The following is a 14,559-nucleotide window of genomic DNA, read 5'->3' on the forward strand; positions in this document are numbered from 1 at the left end:
GCAGTCCTGTTGCAGCAGGAGGCGACGTTACCGAGACGCGATCAAAACCGTTTCAATTCGGGATACGCATAAATACGACAGTATTCAGCCGATTAACCGATCAATTAAGCGCAAGACGAGGGAAGGACGGACAGCCGCCCTTCCCCGCGCCGATCAGACCCGCATCGGCATCAGAACGTAAAGCGCTGGTGACTTGTCGTCCTTGCGGATCAGCGTGGGTGCGCCGGCGTCCGCGAGGTGCAGTTCAACCGTGTCGCCATCGATCTGGCTGAGGATGTCCTTGAGATAATTGGCGTTGAAGCCAATCTCGAAGCCCGGTGCCGTATAGTCCGCCGGCAGTTCTTCGGCAGCGGTGCCGTTGTCCGGGCTGGTGACGGACAATGTGACGCGGTCGGTTTCGAGCGCCATCTTGACCGCACGGGTCTTTTCGGTGGCGATCGTGGCAACGCGGTCCACGCCTTCGAAGAACGAGCGCGGATCGAGCTTGAGCAGCTTGTCATTCCCGGTGGGGATCACGCGGCTGTAGTCCGGGAACGTGCCGTCGATCAGCTTGCTGGTCAGCACCACGCCGTGCTCGCCGCCCAGCGTGAAGCGCACCTTGCTGGCGGAAAGGTCGATCAGCACCGCCGTATCAAGCACTTCTTCGAGCAGCTTGCGCAGCTCGCCCACGCATTTGCGCGGCACGATCACATCCGGCATGCCCTCGGCCCCGTCTGGACGTGCCAGCGTGTAGCGAGCGAGGCGATGACCATCGGTGGCAGCAGCCTTCAGCACGTCGTCGGCGACGTGGAAGAAGATGCCGTTGAGGTAGTAACGGGTTTCCTCAGTGCTGATCGCGAAGCGCGTGCGGTCGATCAGTTCGGCCAGCGTGCGCGCCGGAAGTTCGAAGCTGGTGGGCAGGTCGCCCTCGACGATCACCGGGAAATCGTCACGCGGGAGCGTCGGCAGCTGGAAACGGCTGCGCCCGGCCTTCACCACCATGCGATTGTCGACGGTTTCGAGGCTGACCTGCGATCCGTCGGGCAGCTTGCGCGCGATGTCGAACAGCAGATGCGCCGAGACGGTGATCGCGCCCGGCCCCTCGACCGAAACGGCGGGCATCGACTCGATGATCTGGAGATCAAGGTCGGTGGCCATCAGCCGCACCGTGTTGTCGGGCGAAGCCTCGATCAGCACGTTGGAAAGAATGGGAATGGTGTTGCGCCGTTCGACCACCGATTGGACGTGGGACAGGCAGCGCAGCAGGGTCGCGCGTTCGATCGTCGCCTTCATTCTCGTCTCGATCCCCCCGGCAGGCTTCCACAAGGAAGGCAGGCCGTGTCAGCGGTCGTTTCGCGCGGAATCGCGCAAAACATGGTTGCGGTTCGGACCATCTTCCTTACCCGGTGCGGCAAGGGCTTCAAGCGCTTGCCGCCCTCATCCACGCGAAGCTGTGCATAAATTGCCGGAAGTGCGCTCGAAACGGCGATTCCCAACCCAAATTCTCAATCCATCCGGCGCAGCGCTTCGAACATGTTGGCTGTGGCCGAGATCCACGCGGTGACGAGCCGCCAGCCATCGGGCGTGACTTTGGCGGGATCGTGCCCGGCATCGCGCAGGGCTGCGGAGACGCGGTTCAGGTCGCCCTGCGTCACCTTCTCGGCGGGATTGTTGGCCTTGCCCGGCCCAATATCCAGCGCATCGTCGATCAGCCCGGCGGCAATGCCCTGTTCGCCCAGCCGGGCATCGAGCACGTCACGGCCCATCCGGCCCAGCGTGTAGTCGAAATAGGCGTCCCGCTGCTTGTCATCGAGGAACTGGTCGCGGCCGCAGGCATCGACCACCGCGCGCAGTTCATCCAGCACCGGGCGGCCGCGTTCGGGATCCTGGCTGACGATCACGTCGGCCACGCGCGCATCGAGGCCGTGCGGCGCGTTCATCACCGCGCAGGCCAGCGCCTCTGGCGGGCGGGCATGGGCAACCGCCGCGCCGGCGACGAGCGCCCACGCCAACAACAGCCCCCTGCCCGCCCTCCGGGTCACGAAAGCATCGCCATGCCGCCGTTGACGTGCAGCGTCTGGCCGGTGACGTAGCCTGCTTCCTTGCTGGCGAGATAGGCCACCGCCGCGCCGATATCACTGCCTTCACCCATGCGGCCCATCGGGATGCGGGCGTTCAGCGCGTCCTTCTGCGCATCGGGCAGCACGTCGGTCATCGCGGTGCGGATGAAGCCCGGTGCCACGCAATTGACGGTGATGTTGCGGCTGGCGAGTTCCTGCCCCAGCGACTTCGACATGCCGACAAGGCCGGCCTTGGCCGCGGCATAGTTGACCTGCCCCGGATTGCCGGTCGCGCCCACCACGCTGGTGATGCTCACGATGCGGCCGAAGCGCGCCTTCATCATCGGCTTGGCAGCGGCGCGCATCAGGCGGAACGCGGCTTCGAGATTGACGCGGATCACCGCGTCCCATTCCTCGTCCTTCATCCGCATGGCCAGATTGTCGCGCGTGATGCCGGCGTTGTTCACCAGGATGTCGATCTTGCCCAGCGTGTCGATCGCGGCGGGGACGAGATGCTCCACCTGCTCGGTGTTCGACAGGTCGCAGGTGATCTCGACATGGTCGTGACCATAGGCGTCGTTCAGTTCCTCGCGGAAGGAGCGCAGCTTGGCCGGGTTCGTGCCGGACAGCGCGAGCCGCGCGCCCTGCTGCGCGAGCGCATGGCAGATCGCCGAGCCGATGCCGCCGGCGGCACCGGTGACGAGGGCGGTCATGCCGGTGAGGTCGAAGAGGCGGTTTTCCATGGCTTCAGAGTTCCTTGGCGAGGGCTTCGATGTCGGCCATGCCGACCACGCTGGTGATCGAGACGTCGGCCACGGTGCGGCCGATCATCGGGCCGAGCACCTTGCCGCCCAGTTCGATGAACTGCTCGGTCCCGGCTGCCGTCATCGCGATCACGCTTTCGCGCCAGCGCACGCGGCCGGTAACCTGTTCGACGAGCAGGCGCTTCACCTCCACCGGGTCGGTCACGATCGCGGCGGTGACGTTGGCGAACAGCGCGATGCGCAGCGCGCCCGGCGGGGTCTTTTCAAAGGCTTCGGCCATCGCGTCTGCCGCCGGCTGCATCAGCGGGCAGTGGAACGGCGCGGAGACGGGCAGCAGCACGCCGCGCTTGATGCCGTGTTCCTTGACCAGTGCCACTGCGCGCTCGATCGCGGCCTTGTGGCCCGAGAGGACGACCTGCGTGGGATCGTTGTTGTTGGCGACGGTGCAGACCTCGCCTTCGGCCGCGGCTTCGGCCAGCGCGGTCGCGCGCTCAAGGTCGGCGCCGAGCAGCGCGCACATCGCGCCCACGCCCACCGGGACTGCCGCCTGCATCGATTGCCCGCGCAGCTTGAGCAGGCGCGCCGTGTCGGCAAGGCTGAAAGCGCCGGCAGCGCAGAGCGCGGTATATTCACCGAGGCTGTGGCCGGCGACGAAATCGGCCTTGTCGGCCAGCTGGATGCCGCCTTCCTTTTCCAGCACGCGCAGCACGGCGATGGCGTTGGCCATGATCGCGGGCTGGGCGTTCTCGGTCAGGGTCAGCACATCTTCCGGACCGTCCTTCATGATCTGGAACAGCTTCTGGCCGAGCGCGTCGTCCACTTCCTGGAATACTTCGCGCGCAGCGGCGCTGGTTTCAGCCAGTTCGACGCCCATGCCGACCTTCTGGCTGCCCTGGCCCGGAAAAACGAAAGCTCTCATATCCTAGCTCCTTTGGGCGCGCGCCCTATTGCCGTCACGCGCACGGGGCAAGTCCGAACGGGACGATCCTGTTGTCGATATCATGGCCGATGTCCGCCCGCCCAAGCCATGAAAGGCCGGCCTTGGCGCACCAGTGGCGCGCCATGTCCTCCGGCTCTGCGCCGAAGGGGCGGTCGTTGACGGGAATGTCGCTGACCCGTCCGAGCCGCAGCCCCGCCGCGCCTTGCGCCGCGAGCGCATGGGCAACGTGAAACAGCAGGCGGTCGACCGCGTAGTGGTATTCGGCCACTTCCTCCACCATCACGACGTGTCCCGCCAGATCGGGCATGAGCGGCGTGCCCGACAGCATGGCGAGCGTCATCAGGTTGAAAGCGGCGGCCGGGATGCGGCCATCAAGTGAGGGCTCCTCGCCTGTCCGGTCGCCGCCAAGCCAGCCCAGCGTGCGCCGCACCGCCGCTTCGCCGCTGGTCCGGCGGATGTCGGTGGGCATCGGCGCGTGGACCTGCCGGCCGATGCCTGCGAGATACAGCGCGCCCAGCAGCGTCCCGCCATCGGAATAACCGAGATAGGTCTTGCCGCGCGCCGCCTCGCCCAGCCGGGGCAGCGCATCGGCAGCAATGCGGTTGGCGCCGTAGCCGCCGCGCACGAACCACACCGCATCGAACGCGGGATCGTTGGCACATTCCAGGAAGGCAGCGAGCCTGGCCTCGTCCGGCCCGGCGAAATGGCCGTGGACCGCAAAGCACTGGTCATGGAAATCGAGCGCGATGTCGGGAAATTCGGTGGCCGCCAGTTGCACCACGCGCGCGGCGTCCTCGCGGGTGAACGGGGTGGAGGGGGCGCAGATGGCGACACGCATCATATTCCCCTCCTAGCCACTTTCGTCATGCGGGCGAAGGCCGGAAATCCATTCGGCCACCCGCCCCGGCCATCCGATGGAATTCAAAGCCGGCCCGAATGACGTGTTGAGTTGCGGCCGAACCGCGCATAGCGACGCAAGGATGACCGCCGAAACTTCCGCAACGCCCGCCTCGCTCACCTCCCACCCGTGGTTCTTCTGCGGCATCGGCGGATCGGGAATGCTGCCGCTGGCGCTGATCCTGAAGGGTCAGGGGGCGCGGGTGGCCGGGTCGGACCGCAGCCGCGACCAGGGGCGCACGCCCGAAAAGTTCGCCTGGCTGGAAAGCCTGGGCTTCACGCTGTTCCCGCAGGACGGCAGCGGCGTGACATCGGCCGACCAGGTGCTCGTCGCCTCGGCCGCAGTGGAGGACACCGTGCCCGAGATGGTGCGCGCACGCGAACTGGGCTGCGCGCGAATGAGCCGCGCCGAGCTTCTGGCCCGCCTGTTCAACGCGGCGCGCACCGGCATCGCGGTGGGCGGCACCAGCGGCAAGTCGACGGTCACCGGAATGATCGGCTGGATCATGACCGAGGCGGGCCGCGACCCCACGATCATGAACGGCGCGGTGATGAAGAACTTCGCCTCGCCCGATGCGCCCTTCGCCTCCGCCCGCGTGGGACAGGGCGATCTGTTCGTGTCGGAAGTGGACGAGAGCGACGGCTCCATCGCACTCTACACGCCTTCGGTCGCGGTGCTCAACAACGTCAGCCTCGATCACAAGAGCCTTGAGGAACTGCGCGATCTGTTTGGCGATTTCCTCGCCCGCGCCGCCGTGGGCGTGGTCAACGCCGACGATCCGGAAAGCATGGCACTGCTGCCGCGCGCCCATGCCTCGCTCACGTTCGGTTTCGCGCCCGGCGCGCAAGTGTCGGTCGATCCGGGCAGCGTGGTCGAAGGCCCGACCGGGATCGCCGCCACCGTGCTGGACCGCCGCGACGGTTCGGCCCACGCGCTGGCGCTGCGCGTGCCGGGGCGGCACAACCTCGCCAACGCGCTGGCCGCCATCGCCGCAGCCAGTGCGGCGGGTGTCACAGTGGCCGACGCAGTGGCCGCACTGGGCACGTTCGCCGGCCTCGCCCGCCGCTTCGACATCCTCGGCACCAGTCCGTCGGGCGTGACGGTGATCGACGATTTCGGCCATAACCCGGAAAAGGTGGCGGCCACGCTGGCCACGCTCAAGGCGCATCCGGGCCGCGTGATCGCGTTCTTCCAGCCCCACGGTTATGGCCCCTTGCGCCAGATGGGCGCTGAACTGGCCGAAGTGCTGGCGACCCGGCTGGGCCAGGACGACGTGACGATCCTGTGCGATCCGGTCTATTTCGGCGGCACGGTCGATCGCTCGGTCGGCAGCGAGCGTATCGCCGCCCTGATCGCGCAGCATGGCGGCCATGCGGAATACGTGCCCGACCGCGCCGATTGCGGACGCCGGATCGCGGCGCTGGCCCACCCTGGCGACCGGGTGGTGATCATGGGCGCGCGCGACGACACCCTTTCGATTTTCGCTCGGGAGCTGCTTTCCAGCATGGCCTGAATGCCATGAAATCATGCGGATGGCTGGTTAACCGCGTGCCGCCGCCGACGTGCGAAATCTTCCCCAATCACACCGGCCTGAGTTGCCGACTAGAGCCACCCCGTTCCAACATCAGGATACGGGGCCGACATGACGATCAAGCGCAAGGGCACGGTGGGCGGACGGGCGATCATCGCCATTGTCGCAGGAACGCTGCTGCTCACGGGAGCGAGCGTTCAATATATTCGCGTCGGCGGGCCACTCGATGCGCAGGCTGAAAGCGCCGACGGCTTCATCGCCGATGTCATGCCGCCCTCGCTCTATCTGGTCCAGCCCATGCTCGAGGTGACACGGCTGGTGCGCAAGCCCGAACTGGTGAACGAGATCCGCCCCGAACTGGTGCGCCTGGAGACCGCCTATCGCGCCAGCCGTACCCGTTTCGCCCAGCCGGACTTCGATGCCGACCTGCGCCGCTCCCTCGCCGGCGGCAGCCGCGAGGCGGACCATTTCTGGCAGGAAGTCGACCAGACCTTGCTTCCCGCGCTTGCCGCCGGTGACCGGGCCTCCGCCGAAAGCAGCTATGGCCGGATAGAAGCGATCTTCGCCAGGCACAGGACCGAGGTCCACACCCTGACGCTGGCCGCACAGGCCAAGGCGAACGACCTGTTCACACAAAGCAGCACCATCGTCTGGACGCTGATGCTGGGCATCGCGCTGCTTGGCGCACTGGCGCTTGGCATCCTGACTATCGGCGTACGCTTTCTGCTGCGCAACGTTCTGGCTCCGCTTGCGGACACCGCCGAGACGATGACCGCCATGGCCGGCGGGGACCTCGACGCAGGGCTGTGCGACGAACACCGCGCGGACGAGATCGGCGAAATGACCGCTTCGATCGAAGTGTTTCGTGCCGCCGCGCGCGAACAGCGCGAAGCCGCGATCAAGCAGGAACAGGTGGTGGCGGCGATGGACACGGCGCTGGCCCGCCTGTCGGAAGGGGATCTCCTCTACCGCATCGACGCCGCTTTCGCAGAGGAATACGAAACCTTGCGCACTGCCTACAACGGCGCCGCGTTGCGGCTGGACGAAGCGCTGGGGCGCGTCGCACGCTCCGCCACCGATGTTACCGGCGGGGCCGGGGAAATCCGGATCGCGTCCGACAACCTGGCCCAGCGCAACCAGGCCCAGGCCGCCAGCATCGAGGAATCGAGCGCCGCGATGCGGCAGGTCACCGGGCTGGTCAACGCAACCGCGAGCCGCACCCGCGACGTGCAGGCCGTGATCGACGACGCCACGCGCGAAGCCACGGCGGGCGGCAGCCTGGTGGCCGAGGCGATGGACGCGATGACCGCGATCGAGCGTTCGTCCAGCGAAATCGGCCAGATCGTGGACCTGATCGATTCGATCGCGTTCCAGACCAACCTTCTGGCGCTGAATGCCGGCGTGGAAGCCGCGCGCGCCGGCGATGCCGGCAAGGGTTTCGCCGTGGTCGCCACGGAAGTGCGTGCCCTCGCCCAGCGGTCTGCCAACGCTGCCAGCGACATCCGACGGCTGATCGCATCAAGCGCGCGCGAAGTGTCGGGCGGCGTGGTGCTGGTGGGCAAGACCGGCACCGCCCTGACCGCCATGGTGAGCCGCGTCAGCGGCATCGCCGGCCTTGTCGCCGAAATCGCCGATGCCGCGCAGGATCAGGCGGGCAGCCTCGAACAGGTCAATACCGCGGTCATCGACATGGACCGGATGACGCAGCAGAACGCCGCGATGGTGGAGGAGAGCACCGCTGCCGCCCGCTCGCTGGCGCAGGAAGCAAGCGAATTGTCCCGGCTCGTCGCGCAGTTCCGCACATCCGCCCACAGCGGCGCGGCCCCCATCGAGGTTCGCCGCGCCGCCTGACGAGGTCAGTCGAAGCGCTTTTCCAGCAGCACGAGGTGCGGGTCGCCGTCCACGCCCCGCGCCTCGAAACCCTTCTCGCGCTCCAGTTCGATCGCCGCGTGATTCTCGCGGTCCTCGATCGAGATCACCCGCTTGAGCCCGCGCTTGCGAGCTTCCTCGGCCAGAAGATCGAGCAGGGTCCAGCCCACCCCGCGTCCGCGATAGTCGCTGCGGACAGAGACCGCGACTTCGCCGGTATCCATCTCCCCGTCGCAGGCGAGCATGGCCGAACCGACGAGCTCGCCGGTGGCGGCATCGAGCGCGAGAAAGCTCTCGGTGCGCCAGTGATCGACGTGGGTCAGCGGCTGGAGCTGGTCATGCCCCAGATGGTTGATCGCGGTGAGGAAGCGGAACCGGCGGTCCTCCGCGCTGACCTTGTCGAAAAAGTCCGCCAGCACGCCTTCGTCCTCGGCATAGGCAGCGCGTACGGTGAGCACGGTGCCGTCGCGGGTGGTCATCTCGGTCATGGGGGCAAGCTCCGCCAGAGTGGTGGTGGTCATCACGGAAATCTCCGGACATTCGGTGGATGCCCGGGCAGTTAGCAAACGCAGCATGAGCGGCCTTGATCCAGCGCAATCGGCCCCTTGCAAAAACGTGAGTTTTGCTTGCGTTTTGCGCCCAACCGGCATAAGGGCGCGCGGTCTGCGAGAGGCTTTTGCCCCGCGTGGATGCCTGTCGCGGCATACGGTCCGGCGGGCAGCTCGGCCCTTTTTGGCCCGCGCATCCGCATGGGGCGGTTCGCGGAGGAAAGACCGGCGGAAACAACCGCCTGGCCGGAAACATCGATACCAGGAAGCACACCATGGCTACCAATCCCTCGCGCGACGATTTCGCCGCGCTGCTCGACGAGACGCTGGGCGCAGCCGCAAATGGCGGTTTTGAAGGCCGCGTCGTCAAGGGCACCGTTACCGCCATCGAAAACGACAAGGCCGTGATCGACGTCGGCCTCAAGAGCGAAGGCCGCGTGCCGCTGCGCGAATTCGCGATGGCCGGCCAGCCGCACGGCCTCAAGGTCGGCGACGAAGTCGAAGTCTATGTCGACCGCGTCGAGAACGCCGACGGCGAAGCGATGCTGTCGCGCGACCGCGCCCGCCGCGAAGCCGCCTGGGACAAGCTCGAGAGCGAATTCGGCGAAGGCAAGCGCGTTGAAGGCGTGATCTTCGGCCGCGTGAAGGGCGGCTTCACCGTCGACCTCGACGGCGCCGTGGCGTTCCTGCCCGGCTCGCAGGTCGATATCCGCCCGGTCCGCGACGTGACCCCGCTGATGGACATGCCGCAGCCGTTCCAGATCCTGAAGATGGACCGCCGCCGCGGCAACATCGTCGTCTCGCGCCGTGCGGTGCTGGAAGAAACCCGCGCCGAACAGCGCTCGGGCCTGATCCAGAACCTCAAGGAAGGCCAGATCATCGACGGCGTCGTCAAGAACATCACCGACTACGGTGCGTTCGTCGACCTCGGCGGAATCGACGGCCTGCTCCATGTCACCGACATGAGCTACAAGCGCGTCAACCACCCGAGCGAAGTCATCGCCATCGGTGACACGGTCAAGGTGCAGATCATCCGTATCAACCAGGACACGCAGCGCATCTCGCTGGGCATGAAGCAGCTGGAAAGCGATCCGTGGGATGGCGTTGCCGCCAAGTACCCGGTCGGCGCGAAGCTGCACGGTACCGTCACCAACATCACCGAATACGGCGCCTTCGTGGAGCTGGAGCCGGGCATCGAGGGCCTTGTCCACGTGTCCGAAATGTCCTGGACCAAGAAGAACGTCCACCCCGGCAAGATCGTTTCGACCTCGCAGGAAGTCGACGTCATGGTGCTGGAAGTCGACAGCGACAAGCGCCGCATCAGCCTCGGCCTCAAGCAGGCCCAGCAGAACCCTTGGGAAGCCTTCGCCGAGAAGCACCCGGTCGGTTCGACCGTGGAAGGCGAAGTCAAGAACGCGACCGAGTTCGGCCTGTTCATCGGCCTCGACGGCGACGTGGACGGCATGGTTCACATGTCGGACATCGCTTGGGGCATCTCGGGCGAAGACGCGCTTGCCCTGCACCGCAAGGGCGAGGAAGTTTCGGCCGTGGTTCTCGACGTCGACGTCGAGAAGGAACGCATCAGCCTCGGCATGAAGCAGCTTGAAAAGGGCGCTCCGGCGGCCGGCGGCGTTGCTTCCTCGGGTTCGCTGCGTCGCGGCGAAGTCACCACCGTCACTGTTCTCGAAGTCCGCGATGGCGGCCTCGAAGTGCAGGCCGGCGAAGACGGCGCGACCGGCTTCATCAAGCGTTCGGACCTCGGCCGCGACCGCGACGAGCAGCGTCCCGACCGCTTCCAGGTTGGCCAGAAGCTCGACGCGATGGTCACCGGCTTCGATCGTTCGAAGAAGCCGAACTTCTCGGTCAAGGCCCGCCAGCTGGCCGAAGAGAAGGAAGCCGTGGAACAGTACGGTTCGTCGGATGCCGGCGCTTCGCTGGGCGACATCCTCGGCGCCGCGCTGAAGGCCAAGCAGTAAGCCTTGTCCGGCGGCAGGGCCCCGGCCCTGCCTCCACAAGCATCCAAAAGCCCGTCCGGAGCGATCCGGGCGGGTTTTTTGCTGGGCGCCCGCCCGCGCCGCCACCTCCCCGTGTTTTGCTTTCTCGCGCCAGTGCCGCTAGGCCAGCGATCAAAGCTTACGGGAAGAAGACGATGTCCCTTCAGGTCCACCAGTTCCCCTGCCTGTCCGACAACTACGGCTACCTGCTGCACGATCCCGCCAGCGGCGAAACCGTGTGCATCGACACGCCCGATGCCGACGCCTACCTGCGCGAGGCCGAGGGCAAGGGATGGCGCATCACCCAGATCTGGAACACGCACTGGCACCCCGATCACGCCGGCGGGAACGAGGCGATCAAGGCGGCCACCGGCTGCACGGTGACCGCACCCGCAGTGGATGCCCCCCGCATCGCCGCGATCGACCGCACCGTGATGCAGGGCGGCACCGTCACGCTCGGCGCCTTCTCCGCGCAAGTGATCGACGTGGGCGGGCACACGCTGGGCCACGTCGCCTATCACCTTCCCCAGGCGCACCTCGCCTTCGTTGGCGATGCCTTGTTCGCGCTTGGCTGCGGGCGGATGTTCGAAGGCACGCCCGAACAGTTCTGGGCCAGCCTCGTGCGGCTCAAGGCGCTGCCGGGCGACACCGCGCTTTACTGCGCGCACGAATACACGGCGTCGAACGCGCGGTTCGCGCTCCATGCCGATCCGGACAACGCCGCACTGGCCGCCTATGCTGCCGAAATCGACGACAAGCGCGCGCGCGGCGCATGGACCGTGCCGACCATCCTTGACCGCGAGCTGGCCACCAACCCCTTCCTTCGCGCCGACGATCCTGCCATGCAGCAGCGTTGGGCAGGCAGCGGCGGCAGGCCGGGCGATGCGGTGGCGACGTTCGCCGCCCTGCGCGCGGCCAAGGATACGTTCCGCTGATGCCGGGACCGCAAGAGGGGAAGCCAGTCCAGATGCCCGAAAAGCGCGTCGCCCGCGTTACCTCGTTCGACGTCGCCGAGGCGGCCGGGGTCAGCCAGTCCACCGTCAGCCGCGCGTTGGCCGGTGACACGTCGATCAGCGAGCCGACACGCAAGCGCGTGCTCGAAGCTGCACAGAAGCTAAACTACCAGGTGGACGAGAACGCCGCCCGTCTGCGCCGGGGCAAGACCGGCACGCTGGCGCTGGTGATGATCTGCCGGCCGGGACAGGACCGCAAGGATCTCAACCCGTTCTATTTCGCCTTGCTGGGCAGCACCTGCGCCGCTGCGTCCGCACGCGGCTATGAAGTGCTGGTCGCGTTCCAGGACAGCCCGGAGAACTTCTGGGGGCACTATCAGGAACGCCGCAAGGCCGACGGCATGATCGTGATCGGCACCAGCGAGAACACCGCCGCGTGGGACTACTTTGCCGCGCTGCCCGAAGGCACCAACTGGGTGTGCTGGGGCGCGCCGAGCGACAACTTCCCCTGGGTGCGCAGCGACAACGCTGCCGGCGCCACGCTGGCGACGCGCCACATGCTGGTGCGCGGCTATCGCCAGATCGTCTGCCTCGGCTCGGAAACATCGCCCCAGCGGCAATTTAAGGAACGTTTCGACGGCTATGCCACCGCAATGCGCGAGGCGGGGCTGGAACCGGTACTCCAGCGGATCGAACGCGGTCTCCAGCGGGAGGAGCAGGGCCGCCGCGCCGCTGCCGCACTGATCGACAGCGGACAGCCGTTCGATGCAGTCTTCGGCGTCAGCGACGAAATCGCTCTGGGCGCCCTGAAGGAACTGACCGCGCGCGGTTACAAGGTGCCCGATGAAATCGGTGTGGTAGGCTTCGACGGGGTACGCGCGGGCGCATGGTCGGTGCCGCCGCTGACCACCGTGGAATCGGACTTCGAGGTCGCCGGATCGCTGTTGGTCGACCGGCTGATCGCCACCATCGGCGGCGATGCCCCCTCCCCCCGCCGCGTGCCGGTGCGGCTCGTGGTACGCGGCTCCACCCGCGACTGATGCTGCGCATCCGCCGCGCCCATCCTGAAGACAGCGCGGCGATCTGGTCGATCCTTGAGCCGGTGATCCGCGCGGGGGAGACCTATGCGCTCGACCGGGCCATGCCCCGTACGGCAGCGCTCGCCTACTGGGTGGGCGGCGACAAGGAGACCTTCGTGGCGGAGGGCGAGGACGGCGCGCTGCTCGGCACCTACTATCTGCGCGCCAACCAATCCGGCGGGGGCAGCCATGTCGCCAACTGCGGCTATATGACCGCATCGACGGCGACGGGCCGGGGCATCGCCCGCGCGATGTGCAACCATTCCCTCGACCGCGCTCGCCAACGCGGGTTCAGAGCGATGCAGTTCAATTTCGTGGTCAGCAGCAACACCCGCGCCGTGGCGCTGTGGCAGTCCTGCGGATTCGCGATAGTTGGCCGCCTTCCGCTGGCATTTGCCCACCCCACGCTTGGCATGGGCGATGCGCTGGTGATGCACCAGGCGCTCTAAAGACACGCACCGCGCACAACGAAAAACCCCGCCCTTGCGGGCGGGGTCTTCTGTACAGCCATGGCGCCGCGCTGATCCCTGCCGGAACGTCCGGCCAAAGCTCAGTGTGCGAGGCCGGCGATCGCTCCGTCCACCAGCGCCTTGTCGGCGGTGGCGCCGTGATTGCTGGCGATAAGCTGTCCGGCAGCGGCCGCAGCAGCAGCGGCTGCCTTGGCACGCAGATCATCAACCGCACCGCGCTCGGCGGCAGCGATCTTGTCCGAAGCCATCTTTTCGCGGCGGCCGATCACGTCCTGCGTGTCCGCGGCAGCCTTTGCGACGATCAGGTCCGCTTCGTGGCGCGCATGATCGAGCATAGCGGCCGCGTCCTTCTCGGCATTCGCGATCTTGGCGGCATATTCGGCGCGCAGCTTCTCCGCTTCGGCGCGCAGCGCCTTGGCTTCATCGAGCTGCTTGCGGATCGCGTCGATCTGCTTGTCGAGTCCGCCCACGATCGTGCCGGGAACCTTCTTCGCCACGAGGACAAGAAGGAACACCAGCATCGCGGCGGCAACCCACATGCCGGGGTTGAGGCCGAGCGCGGAAGGCTCGACTTCGTGCACCGCCCCGTGAGGCTGTTCGACGCCGGCCTTCATCTCGTGCGCGGTCGTTTCTGCGGCGTTAGCCATTGGCGAGCGCTCCCTTGACCGCACCCTGCGCCTGTTCGGTCGAAACCGAGAGGCCAGCAAGGCGGCTGACGATGTCCTGCGCAGCCTCGACGGCTACGCTTTCGATCTCGCCGAGCGCTGCCTGGCGGGCAGCACCGATCCGCGCTTCCGCGGCGGCGAGGGTTTCGTCGACCTTGGCCGCGGCAACGGCAAGCGACGCTTCCGTGGCCTTGGCGGCACCGACCTTGGCCGCAGCGATCAGGGCCTGAGCCTCGGCGCGCTGCTTGTTGGCGGTGACCCGCCATGCCTCTTCCTCGGCATCGGCGGCGGCCCGGGCGGCTTCCGCCGCGGCGAGGTCGTCGGCGATCTGCCTGTCGCGCAGGTCTACAGTCGAGGTAACCTTGGGCAGAAGGCCCAGGCCGACCACGAAGAAGACCAGGCCGAAGCACACCAGCAGCCAGAAGACCTGGCTGGCATAGGTGGTGGCAAGCTGTTCTATCTGAGGCATCGGGGTAATCCGCGCGTCATGCGGCCGGGGACAAACCCCGGCCGGGCATTCCAGTAAATCCCGGGCACAAGGCCCGGGCGTTCGTTCAGGCGACGAAGATCAGGATCATCGCGACGACGAACGAGAGCAGGCCCAGAAGTTCTGCGGCCGCGAAGCCGATGAACAGGCGGCCCTGCTGGCCGTCGGCAGCGCCGGGGTTGCGCAGCGCGCCTTCGAGGAACTTGGCGAAGACGTTGCCCACGCCGAGCGAGGCAAGACCCGCACCGATAGCAGCGAGGCCGGCACCGAGCAGCTTTGCGCTTTCTGCGTCCATGTCAAAAACTCCTTCGTATATAATCGG

General features: G+C 66.9%; 15 protein-coding genes. 6 read left to right on the top strand and 9 right to left on the bottom strand.

The genetic code is table 11. The features are described 5' to 3' along the window. Nucleotides 1–153: 153 nt before the first annotated feature. From dnaN to OLX02_RS16555, 5 genes are all read right to left on the bottom strand, one after another. On the bottom strand, nucleotides 154–1,272 hold the full coding sequence (gene dnaN, locus OLX02_RS16535; RefSeq protein ID WP_264424645.1) for a DNA polymerase III subunit beta: 1,119 nt from the start codon (nucleotides 1,270–1,272) through the stop codon (nucleotides 154–156). A gap of 212 nt (nucleotides 1,273–1,484) precedes the next feature. Beyond that, nucleotides 1,485–1,991, bottom strand: coding sequence for a hypothetical protein (locus OLX02_RS16540; protein WP_264424647.1), 507 nt, complete (start codon nucleotides 1,989–1,991; stop codon nucleotides 1,485–1,487). A gap of 26 nt (nucleotides 1,992–2,017) precedes the next feature. After that, nucleotides 2,018–2,782 (bottom strand): 3-oxoacyl-[acyl-carrier-protein] reductase, encoded by a 765-nt coding sequence (fabG, locus tag OLX02_RS16545; protein WP_264424648.1) that lies wholly within the window; start codon nucleotides 2,780–2,782, stop codon nucleotides 2,018–2,020. 4 nt (nucleotides 2,783–2,786) lie between these two features. Continuing rightward, nucleotides 2,787–3,722, bottom strand: a complete 936-nt coding sequence (fabD, locus tag OLX02_RS16550) for an ACP S-malonyltransferase (protein WP_264424650.1) — start codon at nucleotides 3,720–3,722, stop codon at nucleotides 2,787–2,789. A gap of 34 nt (nucleotides 3,723–3,756) precedes the next feature. Continuing rightward, entirely contained in the window at nucleotides 3,757–4,584 is an 828-nt protein-coding gene (locus OLX02_RS16555) for an LD-carboxypeptidase (RefSeq protein ID WP_264424652.1), read from the bottom strand. 139 nt (nucleotides 4,585–4,723) lie between these two features. On the opposite strand from OLX02_RS16555, the gene OLX02_RS16560 reads away from it, so the two are divergent. Beyond that, a complete protein-coding gene (locus OLX02_RS16560) occupies nucleotides 4,724–6,154 on the top strand; it encodes a UDP-N-acetylmuramate--L-alanine ligase (RefSeq protein ID WP_264424654.1) in 1,431 nt (476 codons plus the stop codon). 129 nt (nucleotides 6,155–6,283) lie between these two features. Then, nucleotides 6,284–8,023, top strand: coding sequence for a methyl-accepting chemotaxis protein (locus tag OLX02_RS16565; RefSeq protein ID WP_264424655.1), 1,740 nt, complete (start codon nucleotides 6,284–6,286; stop codon nucleotides 8,021–8,023). A 5-nt stretch (nucleotides 8,024–8,028) separates the two neighbouring features. On the opposite strand, the gene OLX02_RS16570 is transcribed toward OLX02_RS16565, so the two are convergent. Then, entirely contained in the window at nucleotides 8,029–8,562 is a 534-nt protein-coding gene (locus OLX02_RS16570; RefSeq protein WP_264424656.1) for a GNAT family N-acetyltransferase, read from the bottom strand. A gap of 302 nt (nucleotides 8,563–8,864) precedes the next feature. Here OLX02_RS16570 and rpsA point away from each other — a divergent pair, with 302 nt between their 5' ends. The 4 genes from rpsA (at nucleotide 8,865) to OLX02_RS16590 (ending at nucleotide 13,064) form a co-directional block, all read left to right on the top strand. Next, nucleotides 8,865–10,565: a 30S ribosomal protein S1 gene (gene rpsA / locus OLX02_RS16575; protein WP_264424657.1), complete on the top strand. Its 1,701-nt coding sequence runs from the start codon at nucleotides 8,865–8,867 to the stop codon at nucleotides 10,563–10,565. Nucleotides 10,566–10,738: 173 nt separating this feature from the next. After that, nucleotides 10,739–11,518, top strand: coding sequence for a hydroxyacylglutathione hydrolase (gloB, locus tag OLX02_RS16580; RefSeq protein WP_264424658.1), 780 nt, complete (start codon nucleotides 10,739–10,741; stop codon nucleotides 11,516–11,518). A 32-nt stretch (nucleotides 11,519–11,550) separates the two neighbouring features. Further along, on the top strand, nucleotides 11,551–12,576 hold the full coding sequence (locus OLX02_RS16585) for a LacI family DNA-binding transcriptional regulator (protein WP_264424660.1): 1,026 nt from the start codon (nucleotides 11,551–11,553) through the stop codon (nucleotides 12,574–12,576). Further along, a complete protein-coding gene (locus OLX02_RS16590; RefSeq protein ID WP_264424662.1) occupies nucleotides 12,576–13,064 on the top strand; it encodes a GNAT family N-acetyltransferase in 489 nt (162 codons plus the stop codon). The genes OLX02_RS16585 and OLX02_RS16590 overlap by 1 nt, the downstream gene beginning before the upstream one ends. A gap of 101 nt (nucleotides 13,065–13,165) precedes the next feature. On the opposite strand, the gene OLX02_RS16595 is transcribed toward OLX02_RS16590, so the two are convergent. The 3 genes from OLX02_RS16595 to OLX02_RS16605 all read right to left on the bottom strand — a co-directional run bounded on the left by OLX02_RS16595 (nucleotide 13,166) and on the right by OLX02_RS16605 (nucleotide 14,532). Continuing rightward, entirely contained in the window at nucleotides 13,166–13,732 is a 567-nt protein-coding gene (locus tag OLX02_RS16595; protein WP_413630352.1) for a hypothetical protein, read from the bottom strand. Further along, nucleotides 13,725–14,219: an ATPase gene (locus OLX02_RS16600; protein WP_264424664.1), complete on the bottom strand. Its 495-nt coding sequence runs from the start codon at nucleotides 14,217–14,219 to the stop codon at nucleotides 13,725–13,727. Before OLX02_RS16600 ends, OLX02_RS16595 begins: the two co-directional genes overlap by 8 nt. Before the next feature lie 85 nt (nucleotides 14,220–14,304). Further along, nucleotides 14,305–14,532 carry a F0F1 ATP synthase subunit C gene (locus tag OLX02_RS16605; protein WP_133719913.1) on the bottom strand — a complete coding sequence of 76 codons (228 nt, stop codon included), beginning with the start codon at nucleotides 14,530–14,532 and terminating at the stop codon, nucleotides 14,305–14,307. Nucleotides 14,533–14,559 lie beyond the last annotated feature (27 nt).

Source organism: Novosphingobium sp. KCTC 2891 (genome assembly GCF_025938155.1).
GTDB lineage: Bacteria > Pseudomonadota > Alphaproteobacteria > Sphingomonadales > Sphingomonadaceae > Novosphingobium.

Coding starts and splice junctions, on each gene's coding strand:
- OLX02_RS16585 (WP_264424660.1), top strand. CDS start 11,551: ATGCCCGAAAAGCGCGTCGCCCGCGTTACCTCGTTCGACGTCGCCGAG.
- OLX02_RS16595 (WP_413630352.1), bottom strand. CDS start 13,732: ATGGCTAACGCCGCAGAAACGACCGCGCACGAGATGAAGGCCGGCGTC.
- OLX02_RS16555 (WP_264424652.1), bottom strand. CDS start 4,584: ATGATGCGTGTCGCCATCTGCGCCCCCTCCACCCCGTTCACCCGCGAG.
- OLX02_RS16560 (WP_264424654.1), top strand. CDS start 4,724: ATGACCGCCGAAACTTCCGCAACGCCCGCCTCGCTCACCTCCCACCCG.
- gloB (WP_264424658.1), top strand. CDS start 10,739: ATGTCCCTTCAGGTCCACCAGTTCCCCTGCCTGTCCGACAACTACGGC.
- OLX02_RS16605 (WP_133719913.1), bottom strand. CDS start 14,532: ATGGACGCAGAAAGCGCAAAGCTGCTCGGTGCCGGCCTCGCTGCTATC.
- OLX02_RS16570 (WP_264424656.1), bottom strand. CDS start 8,562: ATGACCACCACCACTCTGGCGGAGCTTGCCCCCATGACCGAGATGACC.
- OLX02_RS16600 (WP_264424664.1), bottom strand. CDS start 14,219: ATGCCTCAGATAGAACAGCTTGCCACCACCTATGCCAGCCAGGTCTTC.
- rpsA (WP_264424657.1), top strand. CDS start 8,865: ATGGCTACCAATCCCTCGCGCGACGATTTCGCCGCGCTGCTCGACGAG.
- fabG (WP_264424648.1), bottom strand. CDS start 2,782: ATGGAAAACCGCCTCTTCGACCTCACCGGCATGACCGCCCTCGTCACC.
- OLX02_RS16565 (WP_264424655.1), top strand. CDS start 6,284: ATGACGATCAAGCGCAAGGGCACGGTGGGCGGACGGGCGATCATCGCC.
- OLX02_RS16590 (WP_264424662.1), top strand. CDS start 12,576: ATGCTGCGCATCCGCCGCGCCCATCCTGAAGACAGCGCGGCGATCTGG.
- dnaN (WP_264424645.1), bottom strand. CDS start 1,272: ATGAAGGCGACGATCGAACGCGCGACCCTGCTGCGCTGCCTGTCCCAC.
- fabD (WP_264424650.1), bottom strand. CDS start 3,722: ATGAGAGCTTTCGTTTTTCCGGGCCAGGGCAGCCAGAAGGTCGGCATG.